This window comes from Singulisphaera photorubra, assembly GCF_045290345.1.
GTDB lineage: Bacteria > Planctomycetota > Planctomycetia > Isosphaerales > Isosphaeraceae > Singulisphaera.
This window is the reverse complement of the sequence record NZ_CP155447.1, coordinates 495,101-511,174: the sequence shown is the minus strand read 5'-3', so window position 1 is coordinate 511,174 and position 16,074 is coordinate 495,101. Positions and strand designations below refer to the sequence as shown.

Annotated in this window: 12 protein-coding genes; 8 read left to right on the top strand and 4 right to left on the bottom strand. The window is 62.0% G+C overall.

Annotated elements, in window-relative coordinates:
• Nucleotides 1-28 precede the first annotated feature (28 nt).
• The 3 genes from V5E97_RS01860 to V5E97_RS01850 form a co-directional block, all read right to left on the bottom strand.
• Complete coding sequence (locus V5E97_RS01860) at nt 29-1,546, bottom strand: sigma-54-dependent transcriptional regulator (protein ID WP_406697580.1); 1,518 nt, start codon at nt 1,544-1,546, stop codon at nt 29-31.
• A gap of 10 nt (nt 1,547-1,556) precedes the next feature.
• Complete coding sequence (locus tag V5E97_RS01855; protein ID WP_406697579.1) at nt 1,557-3,092, bottom strand: ATP-binding protein; 1,536 nt, start codon at nt 3,090-3,092, stop codon at nt 1,557-1,559.
• Nucleotides 3,093-3,560: 468 nt separating this feature from the next.
• Complete coding sequence (locus V5E97_RS01850; protein WP_406697578.1) at nt 3,561-3,998, bottom strand: winged helix-turn-helix domain-containing protein; 438 nt, start codon at nt 3,996-3,998, stop codon at nt 3,561-3,563.
• A gap of 247 nt (nt 3,999-4,245) precedes the next feature.
• On the opposite strand from V5E97_RS01850, the gene V5E97_RS01845 reads away from it, so the two are divergent.
• The 6 genes from V5E97_RS01845 to V5E97_RS01820 all read left to right on the top strand — a co-directional run bounded on the left by V5E97_RS01845 (nt 4,246) and on the right by V5E97_RS01820 (nt 11,499).
• Nucleotides 4,246-5,388 (top strand): SgcJ/EcaC family oxidoreductase, encoded by a 1,143-nt coding sequence (locus tag V5E97_RS01845; RefSeq protein ID WP_406697577.1) that lies wholly within the window; start codon nt 4,246-4,248, stop codon nt 5,386-5,388.
• Between the two features lie 1,161 nt (nt 5,389-6,549).
• Nucleotides 6,550-6,969, top strand: coding sequence for a hypothetical protein (locus tag V5E97_RS01840; RefSeq protein WP_406697575.1), 420 nt, complete (start codon nt 6,550-6,552; stop codon nt 6,967-6,969).
• A 310-nt stretch (nt 6,970-7,279) separates the two neighbouring features.
• On the top strand, nt 7,280-8,083 hold the full coding sequence (locus V5E97_RS01835; protein WP_406697574.1) for a PhzF family phenazine biosynthesis protein: 804 nt from the start codon (nt 7,280-7,282) through the stop codon (nt 8,081-8,083).
• Nucleotides 8,084-8,115: 32 nt separating this feature from the next.
• Nucleotides 8,116-8,751: a CPBP family intramembrane glutamic endopeptidase gene (locus V5E97_RS01830; protein WP_406697573.1), complete on the top strand. Its 636-nt coding sequence runs from the start codon at nt 8,116-8,118 to the stop codon at nt 8,749-8,751.
• A gap of 131 nt (nt 8,752-8,882) precedes the next feature.
• Nucleotides 8,883-9,848: a DUF6263 family protein gene (locus tag V5E97_RS01825; RefSeq protein ID WP_406697572.1), complete on the top strand. Its 966-nt coding sequence runs from the start codon at nt 8,883-8,885 to the stop codon at nt 9,846-9,848.
• A 316-nt stretch (nt 9,849-10,164) separates the two neighbouring features.
• On the top strand, nt 10,165-11,499 hold the full coding sequence (locus tag V5E97_RS01820) for a hypothetical protein (protein ID WP_406697571.1): 1,335 nt from the start codon (nt 10,165-10,167) through the stop codon (nt 11,497-11,499).
• A 33-nt stretch (nt 11,500-11,532) separates the two neighbouring features.
• Here V5E97_RS01820 and V5E97_RS01815 read toward each other — a convergent pair whose 3' ends face one another.
• Nucleotides 11,533-14,502: a sigma 54-interacting transcriptional regulator gene (locus V5E97_RS01815; RefSeq protein WP_406697570.1), complete on the bottom strand. Its 2,970-nt coding sequence runs from the start codon at nt 14,500-14,502 to the stop codon at nt 11,533-11,535.
• A gap of 340 nt (nt 14,503-14,842) precedes the next feature.
• Between V5E97_RS01815 and V5E97_RS01810 the strand changes: the two genes are divergently transcribed.
• On the top strand, nt 14,843-15,082 hold the full coding sequence (locus tag V5E97_RS01810) for a hypothetical protein (protein ID WP_406697569.1): 240 nt from the start codon (nt 14,843-14,845) through the stop codon (nt 15,080-15,082).
• A gap of 27 nt (nt 15,083-15,109) precedes the next feature.
• Complete coding sequence (locus V5E97_RS01805; protein WP_406697568.1) at nt 15,110-15,970, top strand: alpha/beta fold hydrolase; 861 nt, start codon at nt 15,110-15,112, stop codon at nt 15,968-15,970.
• Nucleotides 15,971-16,074: the final 104 nt, after the last annotated feature.

Here is a 16,074-nt window from a genome sequence, read left to right as displayed (position 1 = left end):
AGGACGGTGAGCGATCACGGGCGTGCAATTATTGACCGCTGTGGTCAGATTCAGACCAAACTTGTTTTTCAATGGCGAGCTTGGCGGCTCGGATTTTGCTTCGGAGCGTATTTCGCGAGATGCCCAGGAGCTCGCTGGCACGGAATTGATTGCCGCGAACGTAGTTGAGAACTTCTTTGAGGACGACCCGATCGACCATCGAAATGACCTTCTGGTAGATCTCGTTGTTGCCGCTCTGAATGAGGTCGCGAACAAGCTGGGCGATATCATGAGAGTCGGTGTCGGCCTCTGTCTCTGTCCCAGTTTCACTCTCTGCCTCTGACTCAGTCTCGGTCCCAGAGAACGCCACGGTTGCGGCTGTGTTGACGCGGTGGGCGGCCGGGAGACAATCCGGAGTGAGGATATCGCCCGTGGCGTGGACCATCGCGTATTTGATTGTGGCCTGGAGTTCTCGGACGTTGCCGGGCCACTCCTTGGATTCGAGAAGGCGCATGGTTTCCGGAGAGATGGTACGTACCTGTTTCCCCAACTCGCGGTTGAAGAGCTTGACGAGGTGTTCGGCCATGCTCGGGATGTCGACCCGTCGTTCTCGGAGCGGTGGCAAGGCGATTGTGAATACGTTGAGTCGATAGAACAGGTCCTGGCGGAACCGTTCGTCGGCGATCATGGAAACGAGGTCGCGGTTGGTGGCGGCGATCAAACGCACGTTAGCCTGGATTGTGTTGCTGCTCCCCAGTCGCTCGAATCGACCGTCCTGGAGAATCCGCAACATCTTGGCCTGGGTGGCGGGCGACATGTCGCCAATTTCATCGAGGAAGATTGTGCCGCCGTCGGCCTGCTCGAACTTGCCGATGCGACGGCGGTCGGCTCCGGTAAAGGCACCTCGTTCGTGGCCAAAGAGCTCGGCCTCCAGCAAGGTTTCGGGGATCGCCGCGCAATTGATCGCCAGAAACGGCCGTTCGCTCCGGAGGCCGTGTTGGTAGATGGCGCGGGCGACCAGTTCCTTGCCGGTCCCGCTCTCACCGAGGATCAGCACGGTCACATCCTGGCTGGCTGCGCGGCCGATCTCCTTATAAACCTCCTGCATGGCGGGCGAGCGCCCGATGATGCGGTCGACGGCGACATCGTCCGGTTCCTCCTCGTCCGCGAGGAGCGCGCGTACGTGCGTCAGCCGATTTTGCTCGAGGGCCTTGGCCAGGACCGTGCGGAGCGTGCCGAGGTCGAGTGGCTTGAGCAGGTACTCGAAGGCCCCGCGTTTCATGGCCTGGATCGCTGTTTCGGTTGCGGCGAACGCGGTGATTATGATTACGGGCAGGCGCGCATCGATCTGACGAATCCGGTCAAAAGCGTCCAGGCCCGACATGTCGGGCAGCCGCACGTCGAGAATCACGGCGTCGGGCTTTTGCCGTTGCACGTGCTCGATCCCTTCCTTGGCCGTGCGTGCGGTGAACACCTCAAGTGTGTCGGACTTCAAGCTCTCCTGCAGAGAAAAAAGAACGTTCGGCTCGTCATCCACCACAAGTAACCTGGACACGGTCGCCTCCATGTTTGCTCCGTCAGTTCCGATCTTTCGTGTCAATGGTTGGAAGCGTTGCGTTGCTGGGATCGGCCGGTGAGAACTGGGTTCCCAAGAAGGGAAGTCGCACGGTGAACACGGCCCCCCCTCCCGGCCGGGCGGTCGCGGTGATGCGGCCACCGTGGGCTTCGACAATCCGCTTGCAGATGGAGAGTCCCAGCCCGAGGCCGGTCACTTTCGTGCTCACGAACGGTTCGAAGATTCGGTCACCAAGCTCGGCCGGCAGCCCGCAGCCGCGGTCGAGGACCTGGATTGAGAGCCAGCGCGGAGGTCCGCCGTTTCCCGTTGCCCGATCGGTTCGCACGCCCTTTCCTTGGCGCCGATTGTCGGCGTCGTGCAAGATCCGCGTCTGAATTGTCCCGCCTTCCGGCGTGGCGTCCATGGCGTTGATGAGCAGGTTGAGCAACACCTGGCGGAGATGGCCGATGTCCGCCTCGATGATCGTCGGCGCCGTGGGCAGGTCATACGAGATCTCGATGGACTTGAGGGACGCCTGGGTGGACACGAGGCCGAGGATTTGCTCCAGCACCGGGCTCAACTCGAAGACCCGTTTTTCGACCTCCGGTGGCTTTGCAAAGTTCAAGAACCCCTGGATCGAATGCTCCAGCCGGGTGATCTCCTCGAGTAGGACTTCCAGCGAGCGACCTCGCAAGAGGGCCTCGTCACCTCGCTCGGTGGCCGATTGGACCAGGATCTTCATGGATGTCAGTGGGTTGCGGAGTTCGTGGGCGAGTCCGGCCGCCATTTGGCCGAGGGCGGCGAGCTGTTCGCCGCGGAGCACCTCGCGCCGGCTCACCTCCAGCCGCGCCACGACCGTACCGATCTCGTTGGCCATCTCCCGCAACACGGCTTCCAGGCTGTCGATGTCCCAGGCGGGCGACAAGGTGATCGGGCCGACCACCTCGTTGAGTTTACCCGCTGCATCCCGAATTGGGATACTGAGCTGGGCGATCGAGCGGCTGATCCCCCGCGCGATCCCGAAACCCGCAAGCAAGCCGGCAATCGCCCCACAGGTCCCCAGCAAGAGCAGGACCACGGCCACTCGGCTCGGCATCGCCTGGTTTTGTGCGCTGGCGGTCTCGACCTCCTCCTCCATGGCATCGAGATATTCTTGAGACACGGTCAGGACTTGCGTGATGAAGTGTCGCGCGAAGGCGTCTCGTGTTGACTCATTCACGACCTCCGTTTCTGCTCCCGCTCTCTGCTCGGTCACGATTTCCCAGAAGTGATCGAGTTCTGACCGAACCTGAGCCAGCAGAGCTCTCTCTTCACCGGTCGTCGTCAGCCGTTCGGCCTCGTCCAGCCACCGGTCGATCTCACCGCGATGGGAGGGGATCGGGTCAAGATGGCTACGATCCCCCGTGAGGAGAAACTGGTCGACGTGGGTCTCGATCTGGCGGATCGTAATCACGAGCTCCTCGGCCGCGCGGATCCCGGAGACGTCGCGGGTCAGCAGCTCCGTGGCGTTCTTCTGGAGTCGATGCACGTAGTACGCGGCGACGGATCCAACAGCCATCAATAAGATGCTCACCACCACAACAGGCGCGATCAACTGGGCCAGGACTCGTTTGGCCAGTCGAGGCGAAGTACCATGACTCGGAAGGTGTGGGTTCAATGTTGCTTGCTACCTCGAAAAAATAGGGCGATGGCCGCCTACTTGGTAAATCTTGAATGGCAACTGAGCTACGATCCACCGAAACGAGTCGCATGGCCGGTCCGGCTGTGACTCTCTCGGCCCGTTCCCAATCGCTTGGAGTCGCGTTCAGCCCATTCATGAATGAGAGCCGGTCCGGCCTGCGGCTCCCCTCTCGGCATTCGGTCTTCACAAAAGGGCTGCATTGGGAGGTTCGTTGTTTTTGGAAATCAAGATGAAATGCATTGCTGCTGGTTCTTGTGCCGTTGGCACGCCCCCCTTGGGCCGTTGGGGACGCAGCCGGCGACCGTCAAGCACCAGTGGTTTGGAAGGGCCAAGGAGGCTCATGCCTCAAACGGTCGGTTCTTGACCCTTCGTTTGCTCCGGATCGAGCCCTGTGCCGCCTGGAGACGGGCCTTGGCCGGGCGGTGGGGCAAACTCGTCTTCCATGACCTGGACCATGCGGTCGCGCATCGTGAGGAATTCGCTGATGAGTTGTCGGGCGGACTCGGTCAAGCCGCTGCGGTTTGCGCCTTGACCGCCGACCTGGGTCTCGACCAAGGGATGGCCCAGGGCGTGTTCGGCCGCCTTGATCCGCCCCCAGATGTGGCGGTAGCTCTGGCCGAGCACGCCGGCGGCCTGCTTGATCGACCCTGCGCGGTCGACGGCCTGAAGGATGGCGATCAGGCCGAAGCCAAAGCTGTATCCCCCCACTGCTTCGAACCAGACCTTGACGCGGGGTCGGATCGGTGTCTGGGGACGTGCCGGAGGTGTCTTTGAGGGTGACATGTCCGATAGCGTATCCGAAAAGGGAGGGACTGGGGAAGGCCCGATGGAGGCTTCCAGGAGTGTGTCCCGGCTCCTTGCACTTGCGCCGGGCCCCGGGCCGGGGTCGGTTCCGTGTTCTATAAATTGTTGGCGGACTCCGGTTCAGGCCGGCTTACAATGAAGGTTGTTCCCTTTCAGAGGGGCTGATTCCGTTGATGATCCTCGTGCCCAATCGCACCCATTGTTTCCGCTCAGGAGCTTCAGGATCATGAGGTATGCTGTGGCCATCCTCGGGGCGGCGATTGTCGTTGCTCCTGCCTTCGGCGACGATCAAGCCCCGAAGCCTGCCGTGTCCGGGGCCGAGCCGAATGCGAAGGTGGAGTCCGCTGATGAACGCGCGATCCGAGCGTCTGCCGAAGCGTTCACTCGCGCGTACAACGCAGGGGATGCCCATGCGTTGGCCGAACAGTTTTCGAAGAACGCGGACGTGATCGACGGCGATGGGGTCCGGATTCAGGGCCGGGAGGCGATCGAGGAGGCCCTTGCCAGTACGTTCAAGGCGGAGCCGGGCGATCGAATCACCTTGACGATTGACTCACTCCGATTCCTCAGCCCTGATGTGGCTCTGGAAGAGGGGCGAAACACGGTGACCCCGACCGGTGACGCTCCGGTGTCGCGCCGACACATCGTGATTCATGTCAAGCAGGATGGGCGCTGGTACATGGATAGCGTCCGCGAAGCGAAAGAGCCCGTGGTTCGCCCGCACGACCGGTTGAAAGAGCTCGAATGGATGCTTGGCGACTGGACCGACGAGGGCTCCGACTCTAACGTGCAGACGAACTGCCACTGGTCGAAAGACAAGAACTTTCTCCTTCGCGAGATCACCATACAGGTTCAGGGAGAAACCGCCACGAGCATCACCCAGCGGATCGGCTGGGATCCACTCACGGAGCGGTTCAAGTCATGGGAGTTTGACTCTGAGGGGGGGCACAGCGAAGGGCTCTGGGCGCGTGCCGGCGAGAAGAGCTGGGTCGTGAACCACTCGGGGGTTTTGCCCGATGGCCGCACTGCTTCAGCCACTCGTGTCATCGTCCTGGAAGCGCCGAACCGGGTGCGCTGGGCGTCGATCGACCGGGTCGTCGGTGACGAGGCGATTCCGGAGGAGATGTCGTTCATCATGGTCAAAGTACCCCCCGCCGCCGGCACGCAGGCGGGCGAGAAGGCAGCCCATCCACAACTCCGGCGAGGGACAAACGATGAACACCAAGCGGACCCTGTTGATCGCGTCGACCCTGGTTCTTGCTCTGTTCGTGGTCGAGCAATCCGCCGGAGCTCGAGGCTTTGGCGGTGGTGGCGGCTTCCGTGGCGGCGGCGGCGGTGGCGGCTTCCGTGGCGGTGGCGGCGGATTTAGCGGTGGCGGCGGCTATCGTGGCGGCGGTGGCTTTGGTGGCGGTGGTTTTAGTGGTGGCGGTGGCTACCGTGGCGGCGGTTATGGTGGCGGTGGTGGTTTTAGTGGTGGTGGTTTTAGTGGCGGCGGTGGCTACCGTGGCGGCGGCTACGGTGGTGGCGGCGGCTATGGTGGCGGTGGTGGCTATCGCGGTGGTGGTTTTGAGGGGGGCGGCGTTCGCGACGGTGGCCGAACGAACATTGGAGGCGAGAATCGCTTCGGAGTTGGCGACCGCACCAACGTCGGAAACAACATCGGGGTTGGCGACCGAAACATCAACACCGGGATCAATCGTTCGTTCGATGGCGGCAACCGCACCAACTTCACGAACAGCAACCGGACGAACGTCGGCGTCAATACGGGAAATATTAACCGAATCAATAACAGCGGAAACATTAATCGCATCAACAATGTGAATGTCAATAATTCACGTTGGGGCAATGGCTCGCGCTGGAACAACTCCTATTCGGGATACCACAACGGGTGGGTGCACGGTTACTGGAACGGGCACAACTCGAACGCTTGGGGTTGGCGAGGCGGATACTGGGGCGGTGGCGCCTGGGGGTTTGGAGCTGGGCTGGGGCTGGGCTGGGGACTCTCATCCTGGGGGTTCGGCTCCTCGCTCTACGACTGGGGGTACATGCCCTACTCCAACCCGTACTACGTCGCGTCACCGGTGGTGGTGCAGGAGCCGGTGTACGACTACTCGCAGCCCATCGACACGACGAGCGAGGCCCCCGCGGAATCGGTGACCGATCAGGCGGTCAAGCTCTTTGACGACGCGCGTGGCTTCTTCATGAAGGGGGACTACACGCAGGCGCTGGCATTGACTGACCAGGCGCTGCGAAGATGCCCAACGACTCGGCTCTCCACGAGTTTCGTGGCCTGGTCTTGTTCGCCTTGGCACGATATGACCAGGCGGCGGCCTCGCTTTACGCGGTCCTTTCGGTCGGGCCCGGGTGGGACTGGACCACGCTCATCAGCCTCTATCCCAACGTTGACGTCTACACCGCTCAGCTTCGTGCGCTGGAGGCATTTTGCGGTCGAGAACTGGATTCGGCACCGAGCCGCTTCGTCCTGGCCTACCATTATCTGACGGCGGGGCATAACGAGTCGGCCGTCGCGATGCTCCGGCAGGTGATCAAGCTCAAGCCGGACGATAAGCTCTCGGCACAACTGCTCGCGCAGCTTGCTCCCCCGAAGAGCAGCGCCGATGTCACGCAGCCGGCCAGTCAGCCCGAGCCCGCCAGCACAGCGCTTCCCGAGGGCGCGACCATCGAAGGTACCTGGAAGGCCGCTCCTGCCGCGGACACGGCCATCAACCTGACGATCCGTCCCGGCGGGGCGTTCACCTGGAGCGTCGAGCAGAAGGGCCAGAAACGAGAGTTCGGCGGCGCGTCCACCTTTGGCGACGGAATCCTCACCCTGGCCCAAGATAAAGGGCCGGCAATGGTCGGCCGGGTGACCTGGAGCGATCCCAGCCATATGACCTTCCACGTGGTTGGTGACGGCCCTGACACTCCGGGGCTGACCTTCTCCAAGTAGGCCGCCCCCGAGAACGACTCGGGGCGAGTGAGGTTCCCAGGCGAGCCGAGGCGTTTTGAACACGCCTCGGCTTCGTCGTTTGGCGGAGATCTCAGCATTGAGATCGTGGCGGGTGACACCCGTCCCAGAGACCATGACCTGGTCCGAGCATGGCGCCTCGCGCGGTTCCGCCGCGACCAACAAGCCGGTAGGGAGATCCGCGTGAACCTGAGGCGGCGTCCCCTCGTCAACGTTCTTGGGGGTTCGCGCCTCGTTCGTTACAATGACGGTCTTGCGCGCCCGGACATCGAAAAAGGAAGGGAGCCAGGTCATGGGACAGAAAATCGTCCAGGTGGACGCGTTTACGGACCGGCCGTTTGCTGGCAATCCGGCCGCGATCTGTGTGATGTCCTCACCGCGCGACGTGCGCTGGATGCAGAATGTCGCCTCGGAGATGAACCTCTCCGAAACGGCCTTCCTCCATCGGGTCGAGGATGGCTACAGTCTCCGTTGGTTCACGCCGACCGTTGAGGTCGACCTGTGTGGGCACGCGACCCTGGCCACGGCCCATGTTTTGTGGGAAGAGGGATACCTATCGCCCGATGCTGTCGCGCGGTTTCAGACGCGGAGCGGACTGCTGACCGCGAGGCGCGAGGGACGATGGATCGAACTCGACTTTCCGGCCAAAGTGATCGGGCCAACTACAGGATCCGTTGACGAGCTGTCGCGAGCGTTGAACGTTCCCGTTCGATCGGCGGCGTTCAACGAGTTCGACTGCCTGGCGGAAGTCGAGTCGGAAGAGGCGGTCCGAAACCTCGTTCCCGATATGACTCGACTGTCGGCGATTCCGGTCCGTGGCGTGATCGTCACGGCCCGTGCCTCAACGGCCGGCTTTGACTTCGTCTCGCGTTTTTTCGCGCCGCGAGTCGGCGTCGATGAAGATCCGGTTTGCGGCTCGGCCCACTGCGCACTTGCGCCCTACTGGGGTGATCGCCTGGGCAAGTCCGAACTTGTCGGATATCAAGCGTCGCCGCGCGGCGGCGTGGTCCGCGTCCGGGTGAACGGCTCTCGGGTCCACCTGAGTGGACAAGCTGTGATCGTCCTGCGGGGCGAGCTCATCGATTCGACTGACTGACTCACTCACTGATCGACTGAGGATCAACCACGGTGACGGAAGAAGAGACGTCGAATTCGACCGATCTCCATACGCCGGATCAGGGCATGGTCGTCGTGGCCGCAGTCCTCTTCGAAGGGGGACTCGCGCCTCTGGCCCTGGCGCTCGGATGGCTCCTGGGTCGGTCCCCCCTGGAAGGGTTTAGCTGGTCGATCCGCGACGCGATTCTCGGCGTGCTGGCCGCCTTGCCGATGTATGCGATGTTCCAACTCCTGATGCGCTGGCCCATTGGGCCGCTGAAGCGAATCCGGCGTTTTTTCGAAGACGAGCTGACTCCGCTGTTCGGTTCTCGGCCCGACTCGGACCTCGCCCTGATTTCCGTCGCCGCGGGGGTCGGCGAGGAAATGCTCTTCCGAGGTGTCCTGCAAGGCGTACTCTCCCTCTGGCTGGGCACCTGGGAAGGGATGGTCGCCGCCAGCGTGCTGTTCGGCCTGGTTCACCCGATCACGGCGACGTATGTCCTGGTAGCGGGGCTGCTTGGGGCTTACCTTGGTACGGTCTGGATCTTCAGCGGCAACCTGCTGGTCGTCATGATCGCCCATGCGCTTTATGACTTCCTGGCGCTCCGCGCTCTGTTTCGCCGTCGACTGCTTTCCCCGACCGCCGTGGACCGGCAAATTCCCGGCTGACGTTTCAACTTCGGATCGAAAGGGTGATTTTGGGACCTTTTCGGGATATGCTGGCGGAATCGGGACTCGGTCCGACCTCAAGACTCGAGGCTCGGCCGGGCGAGCAGCTTGCTTTCGGAAAGGGACCAGTCATGCGATCGAGATCGTTGACGACGCGGCGTTTGGGTTGGATCGGACTGCAACTGCTGCTGGTCGTTGCCGGTTTCGGTGGATCGTCTGCCCGGGCCGCAACCTTGCAATGGAAGTTCCAGCCCGGGGAGACGCTGCGCTACTCGATGGACCAGAAGACGCTCACGTCGGTCAAGGGGGGACCTCGAGACATCAAGTCCACGATGTCCCAGGTGATCGATATGGAGTGGGTCGTCAAGGAGGTCGGCACCGACGGCCTGGCCAGCTTGACGCAGAAGGTCACGCGCGTACGCACCAAGATCGAGTCGGCGTTCGGTGTCTTTGAGTTCGACTCGCAGGAGGCCAAGGACCCCGAGGGACCGATTGCGGCGGGACTCGTTCCCTTGCTGAGGGGCCTGGTTGGCGCAGAGTTCTCCTTCAAGATGAATGCGCAAGGCGAAATGAGCGACGTCAAGGTCCCCGAGAAGATGCTTGAATCAATCAAGAAATCTGGATCGCTCGGCGGCAACGCAGGGATGTTCTCCGAGGAGGGCATGAAGAATATGGTCGTCGAGTCGAGCCTCGCCGTTCCCAAGGAGGATCTTGAGAAGGGGAAGAGCTGGACCCGAGAGTCCAAGATCTCGATGCCGCCGATCGGGACGATGCAGCTCAATAAGACTTACAGTTACCAGGGGGCCGAGACCAAGGATGCGAAGAATCTCGAGCGAATCGACCTGGTCACGAAAGTCGACATCAAGCTTGAGCCTGGCAATAATATTGATATGAAGGTTCAGTCGCAAGAAGGCAAGGGAAGTTTTTTCTTCGACAATGTCGCCGGCCGGATCGCCGAATCCACGGTCAGCGAGAAGCTCGAGATGGTGTTCACGCTGAAGGTAGGAGATCAGGAGAGTCGGATCATTCAAGGCAATGAGACGACCACGAGCATGAAGCTGGTCAAGGGGCCAGAGGCTGATTCCACGAAGAAATAATCGCGGTTGTCTCAGGGGCCTCGGTTTTCTCGGCCGTCGGCTTCAGACGGAGGCCGATGAGTTTGGCTCGAACCGAGGAGTCTCTCACGCTTGGAACAGGCTGGGTCTCCCCTTGGTGGAGAGCCATTCCGCCCGTTTGGGATTCACCCCAGCGGTCGGCCTCTCGGGATGGCCCCAAGCGGTCTACCCGGGCCCCGATCTCACGTCAAACCAGGAAGCGATTGTCGGCCTTATTTCCTAGGCTGACGAGCATGCCAGGCCGATCGAAAGAATGTGTGCAGCATGGAGGAGCGGCGTGGAGGATAGGATCGAGACGATGCCCGTACCAGGCGATTCTCAGGCTGGTTCAGGACCGATGTGTGTGACCGAGACAGGGCGTCAGCCGAGCACGGCAACGGGGGTGGGTCGAGACTTCCTGATCGCGGCTCTCCTGTGTGCTGGGGTTGTGGCGATGCGCCTTCCCTATCTCCATAACTTCTCGCTCATGGGCAAGGATGGCCCCCTCTACATTCACGCGCTCACCCTCGACCGTAACTTTAACGTGCCAATGCCGGGCAACATTGGCTATGTGCTTCTCGGCAAATTCGCGAACCTGATCCTGGCGAATCCAATCCACGCCTACTTGGCCGTGAATATCGCCCTGACCTGCGTCGGCGTGGTGTTCACATACCTGTTCACGACATTGGTGATCCCCCGACCGCTGGCCGCGGCGACGGCGTTCGCGCTCGCGTGCAATCCCTTGGTCTGGTGGCACGGAGCCGTGATCGCGAGCTATCCGGTCTGGCTCGCCGTCATGCCCTCAATCGGATACTTCGGGCTCAGATTTGTCCGGGGACGGGCGTTCAGCGATCTCCTGGGCGCGACGATCGCCCTTGGGGTGGGGATGATCCTCCGCCCCGATCTGCTCGCATTCGGCTCACCCCTCTGGTTCGGTTGCCTGGCGCTGGGACGAGCGAGGTGGCGGGACTGGTTGATCGCGATCGCGATTCTTGCGACGGCCTGCGCCTGCTGGTTCTTCGGAACCGCCTGGGTGCTGGGCGGGGTCGACATCTACCTGGAGCGGGTCCGTGCCAAGTCCGAGGGGGATTCGGAGGGTTTCTCATTTCAGAGCCGAGGGCTCGTCGAGGGCCTGCTGCGGAACGGGACGAAGTACGGGCTCTTTCTCGGATGGTCCGCGGCGCTCTTCCTGATCCCGTTTTCGATTGCGGCCGTCCGCCGACTCGGTACGCTCTCCACGCGATGGCGAGGGACGCTTCTGGCCCTGCTCTGGGTCGGGCCCTCCTGGTATTTTTCGTTCTTCGTGTTCGCCGGGAATGCCGGATTGATCTTTCCGTTCCTCCCCCTGCTCTATCTCGGTGCAGCGCAAGGGGTCGACCTCTGTCTCGGCCGCGGAAGCGCCAGGAAGCCGGTCGTGGCGATGGGCGTTCTCGGTCTCCTGAGTGCGTTACAGTTCGTGGCGACCCCCCTGCTCCACGAAACGAATCAGAGGCAAGTGATTCTCAACGTCATGTTCTTCCGCCATACCGGAGCCGGGATCCGCGAGCGGTACAACTATAACCTCGACGATTACGGGATCTCCCCCTCCCTGGCATCGGTCAGTCGCCAGATCAGGTCGGCCGAACCAATCCCGTATTTCCCGCCGAAGAATTAGAAGGCTCGGAGTTTCGAGACAACCGGAAGGGTTTCAAAACGAGCCGCGCTTCTTGAGCAGACCGTGCTTCTTGAGCTTGCTGCAGAACGTACTTCGTGGCATGCCCAGGAGCCGGGCCGCTTCGCTGTTGTTGCCGTTGCCTTCGTGCAGGGCATCAATGAGCCGCTGACGCTCGAAGGCGATGACCTCGGCGTCCCAATCGTCCTCGGCGGGCGGAGGCGGGACTGGGTCGGTCCAGGTCGATGACGAGGGCGAGGGCGAGGGCGAGGACGATGTGGCGACCCCGGCCTCTTTCCAAGGCCGGCCGCCTCCCGAGGCGGCTGGCGCTCCCAGTCGAGGTCTGCGCCGGGTGGGCTGGAGCAGTTCGAGGGGGAGATCATCGCGGGTGACTGTCGGACCATCCGCCAGGACCACTGCGTGCTCGAGCACGTTCTCGAGTTCGCGGATGTTGCCTGGCCAGTCGTAAGCGACCAGGGACTCGACCGTCGCTTCGTCCAGGCGGGTCACCCCCTTGCCGATTCGCTTCGCGTGTCGACCCAGGAAGAAGACGGCGAGTTCGAAAATGTCTTCCTTACGCTCACGGAGCGAGGGCGTCCGGAGTGGGATCACGTTGAGTCGGTAGTACAGGTCTTCGCGGAACCGGCCCGCCCGAATCAGGGCTTCGAGGTCTTGATGGGTGGCGGCCAGGATCCGGACGTCGACTGTCACCGGCTGCGAACTGCCAACACGTTCGAACGACATCTCCTGGAGGACGCGGAGCAATTTGGTCTGGACCTCGAGATTGATGTCACCAATCTCGTCGAGGAAGAGCGTGCCGCCGTTTGCCTGTTCGAACCGGCCAATGCGATCGCGGTCAGCGCCGGTGTAGGCCCCTTTGACGTGGCCGAAGAGCTCGCTCTCCAGCAGGCTCTGCGACAGGGCCGCGCAGTGGACCTTGACGAACGGCCGCGAGGCCCGAGGGCTGGAGGCGTGGATCGCTTCGGCCAGGACCTCCTTGCCGGTGCCGCTCTCGCCTCGGATCAAGACGGCCGATGAGCTCGCGGCCACCTTGCGGGCAAGCTCGATCATCCGTTTGACCGCCGGCCCCGACCCCTTGATGCTGTCGAAGACCTGGGGTTGTTCGGCAGGCCGCTCGAGTTGCAGCGGGGACTCGCCTCGGTCCATGAGCTGATCCTGGAGAATCAGGATTCGTCGCTGCTGCTCGGTGATCTTATCTACCTTGTCGCGTAACTCCTGATTGAGCGTTTCCAGGGTCTGCTGAATCCCGGCCGAGTGAAGCGTCAGGGTGGCAACCGAGCTGAGCGCACCAAGGAAGGCGATCTCTTCATCCTCGTAAGGCATTCCGCTTCGCTTCGGCCCGAGAACGAGAACCCCCGCCAGGTTGCCGTCGGCCCCCAGCGAATGGGCCGCCTCGCCCCCCAGCGCAATCATTGCGTCCGTCGCGGGGTCGGAAGCCGTTGAAAGCGACACCGCGTGCGGCACTCGAATCGAGGACGTGGTGCGGAGCCGCTCGACCAGGGGATTTCCGGGGCCAAGCTTGGTCTCGTCGGGAGTCACCCCCTGGCTGGCCACGAGATGAAACGCTCCCCCGGGCGAATCACTCAGATAAATCGCGCCCCACTCGAGACGAAGGACCTCGGCCGCGGCTTCCAGCAGCCTGCGGCCCAAGGTCGCTCGGTCCACGAGGCTGCCCACCGCCACGCGCATTTTCCGCATCGCCTGATCGAACTTGTACTTCTCACGATAAAACCGCCGGTCGATCGCCTTCTGAAACCGCTCCCGGGCGAGTTCCGAGAGGATGAGCACGACGATCACCGAGAGGCCGGCCACCAACGCTCCACGCCAGGTTTGATTGGCCGAGAGGAGCTGCTCGCCGATGATCGCCCCCCCCACCAGCAACACGCAGGAATAGAGCAACCCCGCCGAAACGCTGAATGCAAAGTAGACCACACTCCGGTTGAAGATCTCCTCGACCTGCATCAACTTGTACCGGGTGATGCTCATCGTGAAGGCCACGGAGAAGAGGAGCGAGACCCCGAACATCGGCCAGGCCGCACTGTCGCGTCCCAGAGTGGATGGGTCGATCCAGGCCTGGCGGAGCAGATAGCCAATCAGCAAAGTCGAGATCAATGAAGCCAGCGCGATCCACTGGACCTGGTTCCGTTCGGCCCGCGTTCTCGCGAACCGGAAGCTGGTGATCAGACAGAGGATGCAGATTCCGTAAGTCACGACGGCCACGACGATATAGCCGATCGCCAGGCCTTTGACCAGGCTCAGCGCGGACAGTACCCGCTCGCCACCACCATGCCCCCCGAGCCATCGTGCCCGGAACATGCTCCCCCAAAGCATGACGAGATAGACCGACGGGATGCCGTAGAGGGTCCCGAGAACCAGACGCCGGTACCTGGCGAGGATGGGGTTGAGCCGAGGGAAGACCAGGTAGAAATGAAGGCTGACCACCGGGACGAAAACCGCGAACAGCGCGAACGCCCAGATCAAGACCGGTTCAACCACGATCTCGGTCCAGTGGTAGCCTCCCATGTAGGCCCCCACCGTCATGACGCAGACCCAGAAGAAGAGCCGAGCCGAATCGTCGTGAGGGCGCTTCCAGAACACCCGCGCACCCACGGCGAAAATCACCATCTCCTGGAGGAACCAGACCCACGACCACAGGTAGGTCTTCGGGGGGCGGTAGCCGACCAGCGCCTCGGCTGTCTTCACCTGACCGCGCTGGTCTTTCCATCTGACTTCAACCCGCTGGTGAACCCGATCGGTCAGTCCGCGAATCGCCCTGGTGTAATCCGTGTAATTGGCGATCGGAACCCCCGCGATCTCCAGCAGGATGTCTTTCTTAACGGGCCGCTCCGGCGTCCACGAGTAGGAGGCCGGAACGTCCTCCTTCAACTCCGCGCCGAACATGCAGCGGACCCCGATATCCCCCATGTAGGCCACAAGGAAGAAGACCGCGCTGGAGTAGAGGAGCACGACCAGTCCGAAGCCCATCAAGATCGCCCGCTGCGGCCCACCGTTCCGTCGGGAACCACTCGATCTTGGATCCGAGGACGGGGCGTATGGATCGCGCTGGGGATGGTGGGATCGGTACGGAGGAAGATCCATGGAGCAGGCCCGCCCAGGCAAGTTCTCGGTGCAACTCTCGTGCTTCAACCCTAGCGGATCGGCGACGAAACACAAGGAATTCGCTGACGATTTTTCGTCAGGAGGGTGTCGGTGGCGAAAAATGACGAAAGTCTGGGTGATTTTGGTAAACAGCGGTATTTATGTGTGGTTTTGCCGACCGCTTGGTTTCAAGGAGTGCGGCCTCTGCGTTTATTGGGTGGTTTAGGTGAAACAGGGCCTTTGGTTTGCCGGGATCCGGGTGCATCTGACCTCTATTTCTCGAAGTCAGCGCCGAAATTTCGCCAGTCGCTATCGCCATAGTGGTTTTGCGTTCACTGATAAAATCATTGAGAGGGTGGCGAAACCACCCGTTTTCGCAATTTATGGCGACGAAATCATTCTGGTACGCAACCTGCCTATGGAAGAGGGCGTCGAACCGGCATTACGAGAGTCAATCAACTCCTGAGATTTGAGCCGGAGTCGAGGAGGTCTGATGCGGATTGCAGCAAGGCATCGTGGTGGGTGGCTGTTCTCGTCCCAGATTGATGAGGCGCGACAGCACCAGGTCCGGATCAACGGTGAGTGGGTTGACGTGGTCCAGATGGGCCAAGGTGATCCCCTGGTGTTGGTGCCGGGTCTGGCGGGAGGTTGGAAGCTTCTGGCCCCGCTGGCGTCTCAATTGGCGAGGCACTACCAGGTCACGATTCCGGGGCTGCGTGGCGATCGCTTCCCGATGGGGAACTCGTGTGTGAGCGGGTTGGGCGATCATGCCGCTGACCTCTCCCAATTGATCGAACAGCTTGGCCTCGAGCGGCCGTCGCTGTTCGGCGTTTCGTTCGGTGGGGCGATAGCCCTCGAGCTGGCCGTCGAGCAACCGCAGCGGATTGGGGCCTTGATCGTGCAGGGGGTGGTGCCGAAATTTCGGACGAACCTGGGGACGACGATCGCCCGACGCGTCCTCGAGCGGTTCCCGCTGCCGACCGACAACGGCTTCTTGAACCAGTTCTTCAACCTGCTGCACGGCGGAAAGCCGGAGCCGGGGCCTTTGACCGACTTCGTGGTTGAACGGTGCTGGGAGACCGACCAGGGAGTGATGGCGCGTCGGATCGGGCATCTGGAATCGTTCGATGTCTCCGATCGACTCTGGAGGGTCGACGTTCCCACGCTGGTTCTGGCCGGCACGCGTGACTCGATTGTGCCGCCGTCTCGGCAGCGCGCCTTGGCGGCCGAAATTCCAGGGGCTCGCTATGCGACTCTCGAGGGGGCCGGGCACATCGCCTTCCTCTCGCACCGTGTGGAGGTTGCCCAGCAAGTCCGCCGGTTCCTCCGCGAGATCAGCCACTCGCACTGCTGAGATTGCGGCTTGGTTCTGCTCCGAATTTTGATCAAACTCATTGAAGCACGCCGTCCTCGGCTCGAGGCTGGCGTGCTTCTCTCATTTTGAGGCCAGGCCGTTCC